Source organism: Muricauda sp. SCSIO 64092 (genome assembly GCF_023016285.1).
Lineage (GTDB): Bacteria > Bacteroidota > Bacteroidia > Flavobacteriales > Flavobacteriaceae > Croceivirga.
Genome location: NZ_CP095413.1, coordinates 1,161,491 through 1,181,499 on the forward strand (window position 1 = coordinate 1,161,491; position 20,009 = coordinate 1,181,499).

Below are 20,009 nucleotides of genomic sequence, written 5' to 3' on the forward strand. Positions count from 1 at the left end.
AATATGAATCCATGCGTAGACGTAAGTTCCTAAAAAAATCAAGTCTTTCTACTGCGGGCATTGTTTCCGCCCCTTTATTCAGTTCCTGTAAGAATACACCAGAAGAAAAGGAAATACCCATTTCGGTACCGGCAAGAAAACCCATTGTAATTGCAACATGGGATGTTCCCAATGCCACTGCCAAGGCCTGGGAAGTGCTGAATAATGGTGGAACGGCATTGGATGCCGTGGAACAGGGCACCAAAGTGGAAGAGGCCGACACCAATAACCAATCCGTGGGCAAGGGTGGACGGCCTGATCGGGAAGGCCGAGTGACCTTGGACGCCTGCATCATGGACCAAAATGGCAACTGTGGTGCCGTAGTCTTTCTACAAAATGTGACCCACGCCATCTCAGTAGCCAGAAAAGTAATGGAAGATACCCCCCACGTCATGCTGGCAGGAGAAGGGGCAGAACAATTTGCCTTTGAGCAGGGATTTCCCAAAGAAAACCTCCTCACGGAAAAGTCGCGCTTGGAATGGGAGGAGTGGAAAAAGGAATCCAAATACCAGCCGGTCATCAATATTGAGAACCATGATACCATTGGAATGGTTGCCATTGATGAAAAAGGCGAAATTTCCGGGGCCTGTACCACAAGTGGCATGGCCTACAAAATGGCCGGAAGGGTCGGGGATTCCCCAATCATTGGCTCTGGCCTGTTCGTGGACAATGAAGTTGGGGGGGCTGCCGCAACAGGCCAAGGTGAGGAAGTGGTGAAAACGGTGGGGAGTTTCCTGGTCGTGGAACTTATGCGCCAAGGACGTTCCCCACAAGAGGCCTGCGAAGAAGCAGTACACCGAATTGTAAAAGGCAATCCCGGGCACAAAGACTTTCAGGTAGGCTATATTGCCATCAACAAAAACGGGGAAACGGGAGGCTATTGTATCCATCCCGGCTTCAGTTATCGGGTGTATTCCAAAAATGGTCATGAGAACATTGAACCCGGTAGTTTTTTAAAACCATAAAAACGGGATTGCTCCACATCGGATTTGACATCGATTTTTAACACATATGATTTCCTTTTTTCCAGTGCCTAGCCCCCTTACTAATTTTAGGGGTTCGGTCGCCAACCAATACTTTATACCCATTACCCTATGACAGAATCATCATCCAAATCATGGCTTCAGCGCCTAAAAGACGAAAGTTGGGAAGCAGAATTGCTGGTCTCCGCGGTAGCGATTTATGGAATTTTTCAATCGTTTGTCCTAATCGATTTTTTAATTGATTTTCTGATCAATAAACTAAACGAAACCCAGTATGTTATAGGCTATTTTATAGCATTTATGGGCATTTTGGCCTTTAGTATCCTGGCCACCATGTTCATCATCCATTTCATTCTTCGTTCCTATTGGATTGGACTGGTGGGATTGAATTCCGTATTTCCGGACTACAGCATAAAAGATAGCGCCTATTCCGAAATCTATACCAAAAAGATGACGGACTATCTTCCAAAATTGTCCAAAAGCATTGATTCCATTGATGAATTGTGCAGTGTTATATTTTCGGCCGCTTTTACCATACTGGGCCTCTACACCTACATTACCGTTTTTAGTGCCCTGTATCTCTTTATATTCAACAAGCTTAAGGGTATTGTCCCTGTAAAGGTGCTTTTAATACCCATTGCCTTAATTGCACTACTCTTAGTGGCACAAACCATTTTGAACATTTTTGCGAATCTCAAAAAACTTAAACCCAATGCCCGCCTACAGCATTTGTTTTTTTGGGTAGTGAAGATTTCGAGCTTGATACTCATGGGACCTTTGGCAAAAAACTTTCTCCAGGTGAGTATAATCTTTGGTTCAAATTTCAAGCGAAAAAAGAGCCTTGTTACTTTGGTACTGTTGTTCTTCATAGCAGGGGCAAGCTTATCGGTTTTTCAAGCGCAGAAAACCAATTTGTTCCACTTGGTCCGTCACAAGGCGCCAAAGGATTCCTTTAAAACATATGCGTATTTCTACAACACCAACAACAGCGAAAGTTCCTTTTTGCTTACTCCGGAAATTGACTCCGATGTTATTGAAAAAAGGGTGATGCGCCTTTTTATTCCCATTTTTGATAATGAACTTGACCATTTTGAGCAAGCTTGCGGTATCGAAAAACCAAAAAATTCGTTGAAAGAAGATAACGCTGCAATGCAAGGATTATGGAAAGACTACCTCTCCTGCTATCAACAAAATCATTTCGTGGCCATTGACGGGAGACCGGTTACTGTGGAATTTATCAAATACGACCATCCACAAACGGGGCAATTCGGTATTTTGGGATATATTGACCTATCGGACCAAGCCAGGGGACAGCACCAATTGAAAATTGTAAAAAATGGAGCAAATGAGAATTCCAAGGAATGGACCATCCCCTTTTATTATCACGGAAATCTTTGATTTTTCAATGGTAAAAGCCCTTGGAGATCCCTTCCCAGGAGACGATTAATCTTTGTACATTTAAAAATCATAGCGATAATCACTTTTAACCATTAACCTTTAACTAATAACTTTTAACAACATCAGATGTCTGACCAAAAAAGACTCTTTCTTTTAGATGCCTACGCTTTAATTTTTAGGGGCTACTATGCCTTTATCAAAAACCCAAGAATCAATTCCAAGGGAATGGATACCTCGGCCATTATGGGTTTTATGAATTCCCTTTTTGATGTCATTCGCAGGGAAAAGCCCGATCATTTGGCCGTTGCTTTTGACAAGGGGGGCAGTGTGGAGCGCACGGAACTTTTTGAAGACTACAAGGCCAATCGGGATGAGACTCCGGATGCGATTCGTATTGCCGTTCCCTATATCCAGGATATCTTAAAAGCACTTAAAATTCCGGTAGTGGAGTTGGAAGGATATGAGGCGGATGACCTTATCGGTACTTTGGCAAAACAGGCCGAAAAAGAAGATTATAAGGTCTTCATGGTAACCCCGGACAAGGACTTTGGCCAATTGGTTTCCGAAAATATTTTTATGTATCGTCCCGCTCGGATGGGGAACGGAATAGAGATTTGGGGAATTCCGGAAGTCCAAAAACGCTTTGGGGTAGAGCGCCCGGAGCAGGTAATCGATTACCTGGGAATGATGGGTGATGCCAGTGACAACATTCCGGGATTGCCCGGGGTTGGCGACAAAACCGCGCAAAAGTTTCTGGCACAGTTCGGTTCACTGGAAGGCCTCCTTGCCAATACCGATCAGCTAAAAGGCAAAATGAAGGAAAAGGTGGAGACGAACGCCGAACTTGGTCGCCTCTCCAGAAAACTGGCGGAAATCAAAATTGACTGTGATGTGCAGTTTGATGCTGCCGATTTTGAAATGTGTCCTCCCGATGCTGAAAAAGTACAGGAGCTATTTGAAGAACTTGAATTCCGAAGGTTAAAGGAACAATTCCTTAAACTGTTTTCCGGTGAAGCGGAGGCCAATCCCCAAACCACCAAAACTGAGACCAAGGAAAAAGTGTATTCGGAACAAGGCCAAGGGGAGGCCAAAGTAGCCGGAAGCGGGCAATTTACCCTTTTTGGAGGCAACCCCAGTGAAGCACCGGCAACCATTAGGGAGGTAAGCAGTCGAAAAACCATTTCCGAAGTGCCTCACTTTTATCAAATGGTCCAAGATGGATTGGGCATGGAACTATTTCTAAAAAACCTGATGAAGCAATCCGCGGTCTGCTTTGATACGGAAACCACTTCCATCAATCCGTTGGAGGCCGAACTCGTTGGCATTGCATTTTCCTGGGCGGCAGGGAAGGGCTTTTATGTCCCAATTCCGGAGGAAAGGGAAAAAGCCATGGCCATTATCGAAAAACTAAGACCCTTCTTTGAAGCGGAGCATATTGAAAAAATAGGGCAAAACCTTAAATATGATATCAAGGTAATGCTTAATTATGGGATTGATGTAAAAGGGAAGCTATTTGATACCATGTTGGCCCATTACCTCATCAATCCGGATATGCGACACAATATGGACGTACTTTCGGAAACCTATTTAAACTACACCCCTGTTTCCATCACCGAACTCATCGGTAAAAAAGGAAAAAATCAGCTGAGTATGCGGCAAGTGCCATTGGACAAGCAGACGGAATATGCCGTGGAAGATGCCGATGTCACCTATCAATTGGCCCAAAAGTTCCGTCCGGAGCTGACCGAAGCAAAGACGGACTCCCTCTTTGAAGGGATTGAAGTACCCTTGCTCCGGGTTTTGGCGGATATGGAGCGTGAAGGCATTAATTTGGATGAAAGCTTTTTGAACGACCTTTCCACCGTATTGGATAAGGACATTAAAGAACTGGAAGGAAAAATCTACGAGCAGGCCGGGGAACAGTTCAATATTGGTTCCCCAAAACAGTTGGGGGAAATACTGTTTGGAAAAATGAAATTGGTGGACAAACCCAAAAAGACCAAGACCGGGCAGTTTTCCACTTCTGAGGAAGTGCTTTCCTATTTGGCCAAGGACCATGGAATCATTCAAAATGTTTTGGACTATCGTGGGTTGACCAAACTAAAGAGCACCTATGTGGATGCATTGCCCAACGAAGTCCAAAAACACAGTGGAAGGGTGCATACGGATTATATGCAGACCGTGGCCGCCACAGGTCGATTGAGCAGTAACAATCCTAACCTTCAGAATATCCCCATACGAACGGAACGGGGGCGACAAGTGCGTAAAGCCTTTATCCCAAGGAATGAAAACTATGTTTTGCTGGCTGCGGATTATTCCCAGATCGAACTGCGGATCATTGCGGCATTGAGTGAGGAAGACACCATGATCGAAGCGTTCAAAAACGGGGAGGATATTCACGCCTCTACGGCTTCCAGGGTTTTTAATGTCCCTATCAATGAAGTCACCCGCGAACAGCGAAGCAATGCCAAAACGGTAAATTTTGGCATTATCTATGGCGTTTCCGCCTTTGGACTGAGCAATCAAACGGATTTAAATAGAACTGAGGCCAAGGAACTCATAGAAACCTACTATAAGACCTATCCCAAGCTCCGTAATTATATGGGGGAACAGGTCGATTTTGCCCGGGAGAATGGGTATGTACAGACCGTTTTGGGCCGCAGACGGTATTTAAAGGATATCAACGCAGGGAATCAAGTGGTGCGTGGTGCCGCAGAGCGAAACGCCGTGAATGCCCCAATCCAGGGTAGTGCCGCGGATATCATAAAAATTGCAATGATCAATATCCACAAAAAACTTACGGAAGGTAACTACAGGACCAAAATGTTACTCCAGGTCCACGATGAATTGGTGTTTGATTGCTACAAACCCGAATTGGAGGAGATGAAAACGCTTATTAAGACCGAAATGGAAAATGCCTATGCATTGGCCGTACCCCTGGATGTGGAAGTAGGCATCGGAGCGAATTGGTTGGAGGCACATTAAAATTAAAAAGGCACCCAATGGGTGCCTTTTTCAATCCCGCTATGGTTTGGCCTACCAGCTCAAAGCCAATTTAAACTTCGGTTTCCTTTCTTTTTTCTCAGCTGCTTTCCTTACAGCTTTCTTCGCAGCCTCCTTTTCCGCCTGGATGAACAAATCCATTGAAAACGGATAGGTCTGCCACATGTTCGGGTAATACGTTAACTTCTTCATACTACGTTTTTTTTTGAAAAATGAGCCGCAAAGATGCTACTGCCCTTTAGTGTGGAAATCAATAGTATTATCCACTTTCTATGCTATTTTACCCCAAATGACCCTTTTTAACACTCCCTTAAGGTAAAGTACCAAAAAAGTAAGGGAAATTCGATAAAACCAAAGTGATGAAATCGCTGTTCCCACCCCTCCTGTTTCTTTTGCTGTTTTTACTTTCCTGCAACCGTGACCTCCCAACACATAAGGACATTTCTGTAGCAAGGAATGAACTCCCTATGGTCCTAAAAAAGTTCAACAACGCTTTTGCCAACGGTGATTTGACCATTTTGGATTCCTTGACCACCGAAAACTATGTACATACCAATGGTAGTTCCAAGGTCATTTCCAAAACGGACTGGTTCAATTATTTGCAACAAAGAAACCGACAGTTGAAATCCGGCGACCTAAAAGTTATGGACTATTCCCTTGAGGAACAACAAATTGAATACCAAGGTACCACCGCCATCGTTACGGGAAAGGTGCATATTGTAACCCGTGATAGCCTCGGAACAAAGGAACATGAATACCGCATTACCAATATTTGGGTCTATGGGAACGGAGGTTGGAAAAGGGCCGGTTTCCACGATGGCAAAATACAGAAGCCCTAGCCTAACATGATCAGGATCGTTTTAGGTGTATTTGAAACCCTTGATCCCGCCTTTTGAAGTAGGGACTTGGGAATCGGTTGGTGGTCCATTTATATATTTTCCATGGTTCGCCATAGTATCGGGACAAGGTACATTCACAGTTTCCAATATCCATCCCAGGGACACTGATCGGCACAATTCCCTCCTTACTGCATAAAGACTTTCAAAAACCTTGTCTCTCCATTTTTTGTCAACTTTTTTTTGTTGATAAATTTATAAAACATTGATTTTAATACAATTAACTACCAAAAATGGGTAGCTTTATGATTTTTGTCATAATCCATTTTTTTTCGTTTTTCCTAATTTTACATTCCCTTAACACCATTGCTAATTTTCTAAAATCCGTCCAAAAATGCAGTCGACCCGTGTCCAAACCGCCCCAAAAACCTACACCCAACAAGAAGCGTATGAAGCCTCCGTGGATTATTTTAAAGGAGATGATCTCGCCGCCATGGTTTGGGTGAACAAATATGCCCTAAAGGATTCTGAGGGCAACATTTATGAACGTACTCCAAACGATATGCACCGCCGTATTGCCAAGGAGATTGCCCGGATAGAACAAAAGTATCCGAATCCCATGACCGAGGGGGAAGTATATGATCTTATCAAGGATTTCAAATACATCGTCCCCCAGGGAAGTCCTATGGCGGGTATTGGTAATCCCTACCAGATAGCTTCACTTTCCAATTGTTTTGTAGTGGGGAACGATGGACAATCCGACTCTTATGGGGGCATCCTTAAAATCGATCAGGAACAGGTACAGCTCATGAAGCGTCGTGGCGGAGTGGGCCATGACCTTTCCCATATTAGGCCCAAGGGATCTCCGGTTAAGAATTCCGCACTCACCTCTACGGGCTTGGTTCCCTTTATGGAGCGGTATAGCAATTCCACGCGGGAGGTGGCACAAGATGGACGCCGGGGGGCACTCATGCTTTCCGTAAGTATCAACCACCCGGATGCCGAAGATTTCATTGATGCCAAAATGGAACAGGGAAAGGTTACGGGTGCCAATGTTTCCGTGCGAATGGATGACGATTTCATGAAAGCCGTGGAAACCCAACAACCCTATGAGCAGAAATTCCCCATTTTTAGTGAAAACCCCAAATACAGTAAGACCATTGATGCTAAAAAGCTGTGGGACAAGATTGTGGCCAATGCATGGCAGTCCGCAGAGCCGGGCATCCTCTTCTGGGATACCATCACGCGGGAATCCGTTCCCGATTGTTATGCGGATTTGGGCTATAAGACCGTATCCACCAATCCCTGCGGGGAAATTCCCCTTTGCCCCTATGATTCATGCCGCTTATTGGCCATCAATCTCTTCTCCTACGTGGAAAAACCCTTTACCAAAGCGGCCACCTTTAATTTTGAACTTTTCAAAAAGCATGTGGCCCGGGCGCAGCGCATCATGGATGACATCATTGACCTGGAACTGGAAAAAGTAGATGCGATCTTGGGTAAGATATCCTCGGATCCCGAACTGGAGGAGGTCAAAGCCGTTGAAATCAATCTTTGGAAGAACATCCGCAAAAAAGCACGGGAGGGACGGAGAACGGGAATTGGAATTACTGCTGAGGGTGATATGCTCGCAGCCTTGGGGCTACGTTACGGTACCGAAGTGGCCAACGAATTTTCCGTAGAAGTGCACAAGACCATTGCCTTGGCAGCATACCGGGAATCCGTGCGGACTGCCAAGGAACGTGGGGCCTTTGGCATTTTTGATGCGGAACGCGAAAAGGGCAATCCATTTATCCAACGCCTTCGCAAGGCAGATGAAAAACTGTATTACGAAATGTTGGAGCACGGACGCCGCAACATTGCACTCCTCACCATTGCCCCAACGGGAACCACCAGTTTAATGACCCAGACCACTTCGGGTATTGAACCGGTTTTCCTTCCAGTATACAAAAGACGCCGAAAGGTGAACCCCAATGATACATCGGCTCGGGTGGACTTTGTGGACGAAGTTGGGGATTCCTGGGAAGAATACACGGTGTTCCATCACCGATTTAAGCAATGGATGAAGGTCAACGGAATAGCAATGAACCAAAATTATTCCCAGGAAGAACTGGACGCACTGGTAAAAAAATCCCCCTATTACAAGGCCACGTCCAACGATGTGGATTGGTTGAGCAAGGTACATTTACAGGGAGCAGTCCAAAAATGGGTGGACCATAGCATCAGCGTTACGATCAACTTGCCCAACCATGTATCCAAGGAGTTGGTGGGACAACTCTATTTGGAAGCGTGGAAAAGCGGCTGCAAGGGCGTTACGGTATACCGGGATGGATCGCGTTCCGGAGTGCTTATCTCCAATGAGGACAGTAAAAAGGAGGAAAAAGAGGGCGATACCCTTGTCGTATTTCCCAAGAAAAGACCTCAGGTTTTGGAGGCCGATGTTGTGCGCTTCCAAAACAATAAGGATAAATGGATCGCATTTATTGGGCTTATCGAGGACAAGCCTTATGAAATCTTTACCGGTTTGGCCGATGATGAGGATGGTATCCTACTCCCGAGGTGGGCCAACAAAGGTTTGATCATTAAAAACAAGGATGAAGAGGGCAACTCCCGATATGATTTCCAATACAAAAACCGAAGGGGCTACAAAACCACTATTGAAGGCTTATCGTATAAGTTCAATCCCGAATTCTGGAACTATGCGAAACTGATTTCAGGAACCTTGAGACAGGGCATGCCCATAGAAAATGTGGTCCATTTGATCAATGGCCTTCAATTGGATAACGAGTCCATCAATACCTGGAAAAATGGAGTGGCACGTGCACTGAAACGATATGTGGCCGATGGGACGGTTGCCAAGGGACAAAAATGTAGCAACTGCCAATCCACAAACCTCATCTATCAGGAAGGCTGCCTTACCTGTAAGGACTGTGGTTCCTCTAAATGCGGATAGCGATATAAGCAACCATGCCCTCGAATAGGGAAGCCGAATACATTATATCCCGCCTTGATCTTACAAAGATGGGCGGGATCATTAATTTAAAGGATTACCGTATCCCAGGTCAATCTTCCACATAGACCAATCTAAAGCCGGTATGTTCCAAACCGGTATCCGGGGTAGAGCTCATACGTGCCGAAGCCCTATAGCCCGTACAGTAACTTTCACTACATAAAAACGACCCCCCACGAATCACTTTTTGTTGTTTGGGATTCAGGTACTTTTTGAAGTAGCCGTCCTCCCTTCGCTCCAACATTTCATAGGCATTGGGATAATAGGTGTCCAAACACCACTCCCAAACATTTCCTGCCATATCAAAAAGTCCAAAACCATTGGGTGGAAAGGAGCCGACTTTGGCCGTTTTTTCAAACCGGTCCTCCAACAGATTTTCCACTGGAAAATCACCTTGGTGAAAATTGGCATTTTGTATGGCTTGGGCAAAATCATCACCCCAAAAATATTTGGTTCCCCGGGTTCCCCCACGGGCGGCATATTCCCATTCCGCTTCCGTTGGCAATCGCTTACCTACCCAATGGGCATAGGCCATGGCATCATACCAGGCTAACTGTACCACGGGATGGTTTTCCTTGCCTGCTATGGAACTACCCGGGCCATACGGTTGTTTCCAGTTGGCCCCTTTTTGGAACTTCCACCACATTTGGGGATTGCTCCCATCGAACACCAAGGCGCCGGGATCATAACGTTGTCCCTCAATAATGGCCTCTTTTTCAGCAATGGTCACATAACCCGTGGCATCCACAAATTCCTTGAATTGCGCATTGGTCACTTCGGTCCTATCCATCCAAAACGAACCTACGGCTTCACTATGGCGCGGAAACTCATCCCTTCTTGCCTGATTGGAAACCCCTCCCATCATAAAAGTCCCTCCTTTGATTTGTATCATATCTTGAGTGAGGTCTATATCCTGTTTCCTCGGCATTCTGGAAATCTCCAGTAAGTAAGCTTCATGGGCACTCATTTGTTCCTCAACAATGGGTGCCGTTTGGGTTTCCGTGGCTTTTGATGCTTTTTTACACCCCATCAAACCAAAAAAAAGAAAAAGGAAAAGGATAGGTCTTTTAGTGATATGCTTCATAGTTTGCCCCTATTTGATCCAAAACTTTTAGAAAGGTATCAAATTCCATCAGATCTAGATTTTTTACGGTTTGCTTTCGAAGGGCAACGGCGTGGGGCAACACCAAATCGATAAGGGTTTTTCCTTTTGGGGTCAGTTCCAATTTAAACCGTTTTTGATCCCCATCAAAACGGGTTTTGGTCAGCCACCCTTTTCGTTCCAAACCACCGATAACCCTGGAAATTGTTGCTCTATTCCTGAAGTTCAGTTGAACGATTTCACGTTGCGAGGCATTGTCCCCCAATTCATGGACTTGGTGCAGAATAACCCATTGTTCAATGGTCATTTCCACTTGCAACTGTTCAAATTTTCTTAGATAGGCTTCCTGGACCTTTCGAAGGACCAAATCCAAGTGAAGGCCTATTCCCTGTATTTCATCAATTTGATTGAGCAATTTTAACCTGAAATTTTGATTCAAAAATCATTTCGCATTTCAAAAATACTTATTTTTGTTGCATCAACAACAAAATTTTCACAAACAAAATATACTTCCATGGAAACTTCTACAATTCCTAAAATTCATGATGAAGCCAAAGACTTTATGCCCATTAACGGCACGGACTACATAGAACTGTACGTTGGTAACTCCAAACAGGCCGCACATTACTATAAGACCGCTTTTGGTTTTCAATCCTTTGCCTATGCCGGATTACGAACCGGACTTAAGGATCGGGAGAGCTATGTGGTAATTCAGGACAAAATACGTTTGATCCTCACCTCGCCCCTAAAAAGTGGAACTGAAATTGGACAACATATAGACAAACACGGTGATGGTGTAAAGGTGGTTGCCCTTTGGGTGGATAATGCCACCTACGCTTATGATACTGCGATTTCCAAAGGTGCCAAATCCTATATGGAACCTGAAACGGAGGAAGATGAAAATGGAAAGGTGGTTCGGGCCGGAATTTATGCCTATGGTGAAACCGTCCATGTTTTTGTAGAGCGAAAGGATTACCATGGTACATTTTTACCAGGTTACGTACAATGGGAAACCCCCGATTACAATCCTGCACCCAGCGGATTGAAATATGTAGACCATATGGTGGGCAATGTGGGGTGGAACCGCATGAACCATTGGGTGGAATTCTATGAAAAGGTAATGGGATTCGTGAATATTCTTTCCTTTGATGACAATGATATTTCAACGGAATACACGGCATTGATGAGTAAGGTGATGAGCAATGGGAACGGGCGTATTAAATTCCCAATAAATGAACCGGCAGAAGGGAAAAAGAAATCACAAGTAGAAGAGTATTTGGATTTTTATGAAGGTGAGGGCGTACAACATATTGCCGTTGCCACGGATGATATCATCAAAACGGTCAAGGACTTGCGCAGTCGTGGTGTGGAATTCCTTCGGGTGCCATCCACCTATTACGATGCCGTTACCGATCGTGTCGGAAAAATTGATGAGGACATTGCGCCTTTAAAGGAATTGGGGATTCTGGTGGACCGTGATGATGAGGGGTATTTGCTTCAAATCTTTACCAAGCCTGTTGAACCAAGGCCCACCATGTTCTTTGAAATTATCCAAAGAAAAGGGGCACAATCCTTTGGAAAGGGTAATTTTAAAGCATTGTTTGAAGCCATTGAGCGGGAGCAAGAGTTAAGAGGTACTTTACATTAATCATTAAGTTCAGCCTAAAATTCAGAAACCGGAAACCAGAAACCAGAAATCTGAATTCCGAACTCTGAACTCTGAACTCCGAACTTACAACACATAATTAAAAAAAATGCCGATTTATCATAGACTGGGCGAAATTCCGCAAAAGCGACACACCCAATTTGAAAAGCCCGATGGGAATTTATATTACGAACAATTGTTTGGTACCATAGGTTTTGATGGGATGTCATCGCTACTCTACCACATTCACCGACCTACGCAGGTGAAGGAAGTGCGGAAACCTTTGGACGTTAGCCCAAAAATAGCAGTCGCAAAGAATATCACCTCAAGGAAGCTTGTTGGGTTCAATGTGAAGCCCAAAGACGATTTCCTGGAAGCCCGTGAACCCCTTTTGGTCAATTCCGATGTGCACGTGGGACTTGCCGCACCAAAGAAATCCCTGACTTCCTATTTCTATAAGAACGCCGATGCCGATGAAATGCTTTTTATCCATAGGGGCACAGGTATCCTTAAAACATTTTTGGGAAATATCCCTTTTGAATATGGTGATTATTTGATCATTCCCAGGGGGATGATCTATCAAATTGAATTCGATACGGAAGACAATCGAATTCTGTATGCGGAATCCTTCCATCCCATCTACACGCCCAAACGTTACCGAAACTGGTTTGGGCAATTGTTGGAACATTCCCCATTTTGTGAACGCGACTATAAATTGCCCCAGGATTTGAAGGCACATGATGAGAAAGGCGAATTTGTGATGAAAATCAAGAAGCAGGGCATGCTCCATAGCCTGATCTATGCCACCCATCCATTTGATGTAGTGGGTTGGGACGGCTATAATTATCCCTATGGGTTCTCCATCCATAATTTTGAACCCATTACAGGTAGGGTACATCAACCGCCACCGGTACATCAGACTTTTGAAACCGGTGCCTTTGTGGTCTGCTCCTTCTGTCCACGCCTGTATGATTACCATCCAAAGGCCATCCCTGCCCCATACAATCATTCCAATATTGACTCGGATGAAGTACTGTATTACGTAGATGGTGATTTTATGAGCAGAACGGGCATAGGGCCTGGATATATTTCGCTGCACCCTGCCGGTATCCCCCATGGACCACACCCCGGCACCTATGAAGCCAGTATCGGAAAAAAGGGCACAGAGGAATTGGCGGTCATGATCGACACCTTTAAACCGCTAATGGTAACCGAAAATGCCCTTAAAATAGATGATGGCAAATATTACAGTTCCTGGACCGAATAAACTAAATTAATGTCATTTCGAACGGACGTGAGAAATCTCAAATTTAGATTTCCCCATAGCTTCCCTCATTTCAAAATGACCAAATAACCCTAAAAAAGAATGATTATAGACATCCCTGAAAACTCGGATTTTTCAATACACAATATTCCCTTTGGCATATTCTCAACAAAGGATAGGAGTCCACGTGCCGGAGTGGCGATTGGAGACCATATCCTGGATTTGGTGGCCGTCCACAGGCTTGGAGCTTTTGATTTTGAAGTCTCGGTCCTTGAACGCGATGACCTAAATGACTTTATTGCTTTAGGTAAAAAAATGACTTCCAAAGTACGGACCGATATTCAAAAATGGCTACAGGATGACAGCTCCATCCTGGCTGGAAAACAAAACTTGTTTGTGAGGCAATCCGAAGCCCAAATGCATATGCCCGTTTGTGTAGGGGATTATACGGATTTCTATTCGAGTATTGAGCATGCCACCAATGTAGGCAAAATGTTTCGTGACCCCGAGAATGCCCTTTTACCCAATTGGAAGCATATTCCGGTAGGTTATCACGGAAGGGCAAGTTCCATAATTCCAAGCGGGGAACCTATTTACCGTCCTAAGGGACAGACCATTCCCAAGGATGCCAAACAACCCATTTTTGGACCTACCCAACGCTTGGATTTTGAATTGGAAATGGGTTTTGTTGTAGGGAAAAATACGGAAATGGGAAATGCTGTTTCCACCAACGATGCCGAGGATCATATTTTTGGTTTGGTGCTTTTCAATGATTGGTCCGCCCGTGATATCCAAAAATGGGAATATGTCCCACTTGGCCCTTTTTTGGCAAAGAACTTTGCCTCCTCCATTTCCCCTTGGATCGTAACCTTGGAAGCCTTGGAACCCTTTAAGGTTGAAGGACCAAAACAAGAACCCAAGGTACTCCCCTATTTGGAGTATGAAGGCAAAAAGAACTATGACATCAATTTGGAAGTAGGGATTTCCCCTAAAAATGAAAAGGAAACGACCGTTTGCCATAGTAATTTCAAGTATATGTACTGGAATATGGCCCAACAATTGGCACACCATACCGTAAACGGTTGTAATATGCATGTTGGGGATATGATGGCTTCGGGAACCATTTCGGGAAAGGAGGAAAACAGCTTTGGATCCATGTTGGAATTGGCCTGGATGGGCACCAAGCCCATTCAAATGAACGACGGTTCCGAACGGAAGTTTATCCAGGATGGTGATACCGTAACCATGCGGGGTTATGCCCAAAAAGGCGATATTCGTGTAGGTTTTGGTGAGGTAACCACCAAGGTTTTACCAGCCAAATGAGGTCTATTATGTCAATTCGATAAGAGCGAAGCGATCGGGAAATCCATTACTGGGGACTCCCTTCCTTATTACCCTTAACTGGGCAGACTTTCGATATGACAATTTTATAGGGAACCCACAAGTTTTACACCTAGATTTATCTTTGTCAAAAAAAAGGGCAGAAAAAACGATTATGAGCATAAAAACGATTGATCCAAATATCATATCCCAACCTGATCTACATGGAATCCTATTGACGGCAGTAGCGCCCAGACCCATATGTTTTGCCAGTACCATTGACAGGGAAGGGAATGTAAACCTAAGCCCTTTTAGCTATTTCAATGTATTCAGTTCCAATCCGCCCGTGCTCATATTTTCCCCTGCCAGAAGTGGACGTGACAATAGTCTGAAGCATTCCCACCAAAACGTGAAGGAAGTGCCGGAGGTAGTCATCAATATTGTGAACCATCCCATAGTTGAACAGATGTCATTGTCCAGTACGGCTTATGAAAAAGAGGTAAATGAGTTTGTAAAGGCCGGACTTACCCCCGTACCAAGTGAAACGGTAAAACCGCCACGGGTAGGTGAAGCACCCGTTTCCTTTGAATGTGTTGTAACCGAAATTATTGAACTTGCGGACACTCCAGGTGCAGGGAATTTGATTTTGGCCAAAGTACAACGTATCCATATCAATGACACTTATCTCACGGAAGGCAAGCTGGATACCCAAAAATTGGATTTAGTGGGTAGAATGGGTGGAAATTGGTACATACGGGCCAATGATGAGGCACTTTTTGAAATTCCAAAGCCCATAAGGACCAAAGGGATCGGTGTTGATGGATTACCAAAAGAAATTCGGGAAAGCAAAGTATTGACGGGAAACAATTTGGGTCGTCTTGGGAATTTGGAATCCCTTCCAACCTTGGAAGAAATTGAAGCGATCAAAGCGGATGATGAAATTAGAATGATGGCAAAAAAAATGGAAGGAAATACCGCCAAACACAAAAAACAACTCCATTGGTTGGCACAAAAGGTGCTGGAAGAAGACCATACCCATAAGGCAATGACCATTCTCATGTATGCGGAAAATCTTTAAGTAATGGACAAAGGAATAGCATCCATCTTCAAACCTTTTCTAGAACCTAAAGAGGTCTATAAAGGCGGAAAAAATATCCCGCTCTCGGACAAAAAAATCTATAAGCTTTCTTCCAACGAAAATCCGCTGGGAGCATCTCCCTTGGCAATTGAAGGATTAAAATCCGCAATACATAAGATTGCCCTTTATCCAGATCAAACGGATATTCGATTGCGGGAGGCATTGGTCAACGATTTTAAGGGAGAATTGCATGTGGACCAATTTGTTACGGGAAATAGTGGTTCCGAAATCATCGATATGCTGCTTCGCGCCTTTATCAACGAAGGGGACGAAGTTATTTTTTCCAATCCCTGTTTTTTGCCCTACTCCGTTTTTTCCCGCTGGTACGGTGCCAAACAAATCGATATTCCACTGGGCCTACCCAATTATGAATTGGATAGGGAAGGTATTTTGAACGCCATTACCAATCGAACAAAAATTATTTTTTTAACCAGCCCAAACAATCCAACGGGAACGTATATCCCCAAACCCGTCCTAGAGGATTTTCTTAAACGTATCCCCAAAAATATTCTAATCGTTTTTGATGAAGTCTATCATCATTTTGCGGATGCCCCCGATTATACCACGGCTTTACCTTATGTACAGAATGGCCACAATATTATAGCCTTAAACAGTTTTTCCAAAACCTATGGATTGGCAGGTTTACGGATTGGGTATGCCTATACCACCAAAACCATAGCCAACTATATCCGATTGATCCACAAACCGTTTTTAATGCCCCTGACTTCCCTGGAGGCTGCTATTGGGGCCTTAAGTGACCATGAATTCTTAAATAAAACGGTAAAAACGGTCCATGAAGGCAGGAAATATCTGGAAAGTTCCTTCACTTCGTTAGGAATTCCCTTTTGGCCCACCCAGGCCAACTTTTTTATCGTGGACCCTCCCCTTCCGGAGATGGAATTCACCAATAGCTTAATGGAACATGGGATTATGGTCCGCCCCGTATCACAATTTGGAGCACCGGGAAAAGTACGGATTACCATTGGAGACCAAGAAGCCAATGCCGCATTGGTCGATAGCTTACAAAAACTAAAAGCCCACTGAATAGCAGTGGGCTTTTGGATTACTCCTTCAGTACGTTTTATTCCCTTGTAAACACCACTTCGGCGCCCGCATAGTTATTGGCGTCAATATCCTCTCCCGCGATGATCAAGGTATTTCCTTCCAATACAGTGGTTAGGGTTTCCGTAGTTCCGCTACCATTATTAACAGTGAGTTGATTTCCTTCCAAAGTCCAGGTGCCTGTTTCACTTTCACTTTCTGTTGGACATGAAACATCCAATCCCATGGGCCCAGCATTAAATTCAATAAAATTCAGTCTATCCGTGCTGGAAACCGTTCCGTCCGCATTAAACGTAAAACTGACCAATACACAATTTTCCTGTACAAGTTGGTCAACCAACTCATCGGCCAAATTTAACGTCAAATCGTTGGGATCCTCACTAAATCGGACATCGGTCATGTTCCACGTACCTACCAGGGCGCTCGTTTCCAATTCATCGTTGTTGCCCTCGTTATCCGTTGAACATGCAAAAAAGGTCATTGTAGCAATAGCTATTAAAATCCAATTCTTTTTCATCGTTTTAGTTATTTGGTAGTGAATCAAGAACGATAAAAAAGGGGTTATAGTGTAAAACCCATAAAATGAATGCACTACCTCCGGTAGCGCCATCGAGGTATCAGTATTAAGATCGCCGTGCTCCAAGCCCCAAGAACAGGAGTTGCCCTATCTTGACCCTTGGTCCCTATGTTGTTTAACTTTCTATAAGCCCCCCGAGGCAAGGCTTCCGGGACAAAACAAATCGATATGTGGCCTTTATTAAAGCGTAAGAAGAATTCTCAAGTGGTCATTGAAACGTGAAGTTATACGTCAATGCAAATAATGGGCTGTTGAGCAGTGCAATTTCATAGGAACCTAGAGGGCTTGACCCAAAAATGTCTGCATTTTCAATTCCGGTACGTTGATCAAAAAAAGCGTTGATAGGATTGCGCCTGCCATAGACATTATAAATGGTAAACGTCCAATCCCCCACCCAGCGTTTGTTTGCTTTTTTGGAATACCTGACCTTCCATGAAAAATCCAATCGATGGTAAAGGGGGAGCCTTGCATTATTGCGTTCCAGAAAAAGAGGCACATCTATATTTTCAAACTCAACTACCCCATTGGGGATGGTAAATGGCCTACCCGATTGTCCCGTAAAGTTTAGGCTCCATGTATTAAAAGCATCCCCTTCAAAATTGATGGTAGCATTCAAGACATGGGGCCTATCAAAATCTGAATTGAACCATTGGTTGTTGTTGATTCTATTTGCAGGAATTTGATCATTGGTACGCAATGCACTTCTGGACCAAGTATAATTCAGCCAACCATTGACTTTCCCGTTTGGTTTTCTAAAGCTCAGTTCTACCCCATAGTTCCTTCCCTCTCCCTGCACCACTGAATTTTGTAAAAATTCTTCCAGAAAAAAGTCTGCCCCCGGCCTAAAGGTTAAATTGTTTTGTGTCCTTCTATAGTATGCTTCAAGACCCATCTCAATTTTGCTCTTTTCCGACAAATGATAAAACCCAATACTGTACGAATTCCCTCTTTGCGGTTTAATATTTTCATCCGCAGTTTTCCATCTGGAAGTAGGTAAGGGTGTGGTTGCATTGAACACGTTCTGCAAATATTGATTTAGTCGTGCATAACTCAGTTTAACCGTGCTTTGGTCATTAATATTCAATACAGCACCCAATCTGGGTTCCAAATCGTGATAAGAGGTTGCGACTTCCCCTTTTTCAAAGAAACGTGTATCCTCAATATCTGCACCCAAATCGTTGAAAACAGGCTGCTCAAAAGGACCAACAAGCAGGTAGGAATTATGGCGAAGCCCCAAAGAAAGAGACAAAAACGTATTGGCGGACCAATTGGTATTTAAAAATGTGGACAATACATAACTTGTCTCCCTGTTTAAATTGACCGACCTTATACTGGTGGACTGTCCAGGGTTAAGATTTCCTGGATCAATATCGTATCGATTCCCTTGAAAACCCAAATAATAGTCAAACCTATCGTTTACTTCCTTTGAAAACTCCGAAGACAGACTTAAATATCTGATTCTTGAATCATACAATATTTCGTTTGAACTATCTATTTCTGGGAAAATAATCTTGGGAAGGTAATCACTCGAAACCAATGCGGTCTTCAACATGCTTGTATCATCAAACGTATGCAGCCATTTTAAAGTCCCGTTCAGTGTCCTGAAATCGAATTGGTTATTTTCTGCACTGATATTTTCAACCTGCGAAATGAAATCCAGCTGATAAAAATCCTTTGAGTAAAATCCCGTAAATGCAATTTGATCTTTGGGACCTGCCAAATACAAAAGCTTAAGGGTGGCATCGTAAAACCGGGCTTTGGTATTGTCCAAGCGTTCAGAAAACAGGGGGAGTAAAAAATCGGTAAAGCCCGCTCTACCTCCAATCGCCATACTAAGTTTGTCCTTTATCAATGGGGTTTGCAATGAAAATCTACTGGAGACCAGACCAATTCCCCCGTTCAATTTTAACTTATCCACATAGGGGTTCTGCGTCTTCACATCCAACACAGAGGTAATCCTTCCCCCATATCTCGCTGGAATGTTTGCGCGATATAAATCCACGGAAGACAGCATATCTGGTGTAAAAACAGAAAAAAGCCCAAATAAATGGGTAGGATTAAAAACAGGGGCCTCGTCATATAACACAAGATTTTGATCCAGGGACCCACCTCTAACGGACAATCCATTACTGATATCGCCCGCATTGTTTACTCCTGCCAAAAGGGTCATTCCCCTTAAAATATCAAACTCGCCTGCCGCTGTTGGTATTTTTTTAAGTGTTTGGGGTTCCAACCTCAAAACGCCCATTTCTGGGGACAGTAAATGGTCATTTGCCTTTTTTGCCCTTACGATGACCTCGGATAATTTTTCCTCTTCAACGATCATACGGACCAAAACAGATGTATTTCGGTTCAGCACAATATTCTGTATGTTATTTGTATACCCGATAAAAGAAACCGTCACCTTATATGCTCCTTCCGGCAGTTTAATGGAAAATTGCCCGTTGACATCCGAAATTCCTCCACATGAACAGGGCTCAATAAAAATATCGGCATCATTCATTTGAAAACCCGTGGCATCATTTATCACTTTAACCGTCAATTCATGTTCTTGGGGCTCGGTTTGGCCCAACCCCATAAAACAAGACAGGCAAAGCAGTAATCCAGTGATGTGATGAACAGGTTTCATTAC

Annotated in this window: 15 protein-coding genes; 10 read left to right on the forward strand and 5 right to left on the reverse strand. The window is 43.9% G+C overall.

All coding sequences use genetic code 11. From position 1 onward, the window contains the following. Positions 1–11: 11 nt before the first annotated feature. The 3 genes from L0P88_RS04840 (at position 12) to polA (ending at position 5,405) form a co-directional block, all read left to right on the forward strand. Positions 12–1,004, forward strand: coding sequence for an isoaspartyl peptidase/L-asparaginase family protein (locus L0P88_RS04840; RefSeq protein WP_247133491.1), 993 nt, complete (start codon positions 12–14; stop codon positions 1,002–1,004). Positions 1,005–1,133: 129 nt separating this feature from the next. Further along, positions 1,134–2,420, forward strand: a complete 1,287-nt coding sequence (locus L0P88_RS04845; protein WP_247133492.1) for a hypothetical protein — start codon at positions 1,134–1,136, stop codon at positions 2,418–2,420. 126 nt (positions 2,421–2,546) lie between these two features. After that, positions 2,547–5,405 (forward strand): DNA polymerase I, encoded by a 2,859-nt coding sequence (gene polA, locus L0P88_RS04850; protein ID WP_247133493.1) that lies wholly within the window; start codon positions 2,547–2,549, stop codon positions 5,403–5,405. Between the two features lie 51 nt (positions 5,406–5,456). On the opposite strand, the gene L0P88_RS04855 is transcribed toward polA, so the two are convergent. After that, positions 5,457–5,615 (reverse strand): hypothetical protein, encoded by a 159-nt coding sequence (locus L0P88_RS04855; RefSeq protein ID WP_247133494.1) that lies wholly within the window; start codon positions 5,613–5,615, stop codon positions 5,457–5,459. A 167-nt stretch (positions 5,616–5,782) separates the two neighbouring features. On the opposite strand from L0P88_RS04855, the gene L0P88_RS04860 reads away from it, so the two are divergent. Both L0P88_RS04860 and L0P88_RS04865 read left to right on the forward strand, forming a co-directional pair. Continuing rightward, positions 5,783–6,262 (forward strand): nuclear transport factor 2 family protein, encoded by a 480-nt coding sequence (locus L0P88_RS04860; protein WP_247133495.1) that lies wholly within the window; start codon positions 5,783–5,785, stop codon positions 6,260–6,262. A 391-nt stretch (positions 6,263–6,653) separates the two neighbouring features. After that, entirely contained in the window at positions 6,654–9,212 is a 2,559-nt protein-coding gene (locus L0P88_RS04865; RefSeq protein ID WP_247133496.1) for an adenosylcobalamin-dependent ribonucleoside-diphosphate reductase, read from the forward strand. A gap of 109 nt (positions 9,213–9,321) precedes the next feature. On the opposite strand, the gene L0P88_RS04870 is transcribed toward L0P88_RS04865, so the two are convergent. Together L0P88_RS04870 and L0P88_RS04875 are read right to left on the reverse strand one after the other, a co-directional pair. Then, entirely contained in the window at positions 9,322–10,353 is a 1,032-nt protein-coding gene (locus L0P88_RS04870; protein WP_247133497.1) for a formylglycine-generating enzyme family protein, read from the reverse strand. Continuing rightward, entirely contained in the window at positions 10,337–10,786 is a 450-nt protein-coding gene (locus tag L0P88_RS04875; protein ID WP_247133498.1) for a MarR family winged helix-turn-helix transcriptional regulator, read from the reverse strand. The genes L0P88_RS04870 and L0P88_RS04875 overlap by 17 nt, the downstream gene beginning before the upstream one ends. A 99-nt stretch (positions 10,787–10,885) precedes the next feature. On the opposite strand from L0P88_RS04875, the gene hppD reads away from it, so the two are divergent. The 5 genes from hppD to L0P88_RS04900 all read left to right on the forward strand — a co-directional run bounded on the left by hppD (position 10,886) and on the right by L0P88_RS04900 (position 16,782). Further along, on the forward strand, positions 10,886–12,019 hold the full coding sequence (gene hppD, locus L0P88_RS04880; protein WP_247133499.1) for a 4-hydroxyphenylpyruvate dioxygenase: 1,134 nt from the start codon (positions 10,886–10,888) through the stop codon (positions 12,017–12,019). A 106-nt stretch (positions 12,020–12,125) separates the two neighbouring features. Continuing rightward, positions 12,126–13,283, forward strand: coding sequence for a homogentisate 1,2-dioxygenase (locus L0P88_RS04885; RefSeq protein WP_247133500.1), 1,158 nt, complete (start codon positions 12,126–12,128; stop codon positions 13,281–13,283). A gap of 99 nt (positions 13,284–13,382) precedes the next feature. Continuing rightward, positions 13,383–14,603, forward strand: a complete 1,221-nt coding sequence (gene fahA / locus L0P88_RS04890; RefSeq protein WP_247133501.1) for a fumarylacetoacetase — start codon at positions 13,383–13,385, stop codon at positions 14,601–14,603. A 172-nt stretch (positions 14,604–14,775) separates the two neighbouring features. Next, the gene (locus L0P88_RS04895) at positions 14,776–15,678 is read left to right on the forward strand and encodes a flavin reductase family protein (protein WP_247133502.1); all 903 of its coding nucleotides are present in this window, start codon (positions 14,776–14,778) and stop codon (positions 15,676–15,678) included. Between the two features lie 3 nt (positions 15,679–15,681). Continuing rightward, positions 15,682–16,782 carry a pyridoxal phosphate-dependent aminotransferase gene (locus L0P88_RS04900; protein ID WP_247133503.1) on the forward strand — a complete coding sequence of 367 codons (1,101 nt, stop codon included), beginning with the start codon at positions 15,682–15,684 and terminating at the stop codon, positions 16,780–16,782. A 37-nt stretch (positions 16,783–16,819) separates the two neighbouring features. On the opposite strand, the gene L0P88_RS04905 is transcribed toward L0P88_RS04900, so the two are convergent. Next, a complete protein-coding gene (locus tag L0P88_RS04905) occupies positions 16,820–17,317 on the reverse strand; it encodes a lipocalin family protein (protein WP_247133504.1) in 498 nt (165 codons plus the stop codon). A gap of 268 nt (positions 17,318–17,585) precedes the next feature. Beyond that, on the reverse strand, positions 17,586–20,006 hold the full coding sequence (locus L0P88_RS04910) for a carboxypeptidase-like regulatory domain-containing protein (protein WP_247133505.1): 2,421 nt from the start codon (positions 20,004–20,006) through the stop codon (positions 17,586–17,588). Positions 20,007–20,009 lie beyond the last annotated feature (3 nt).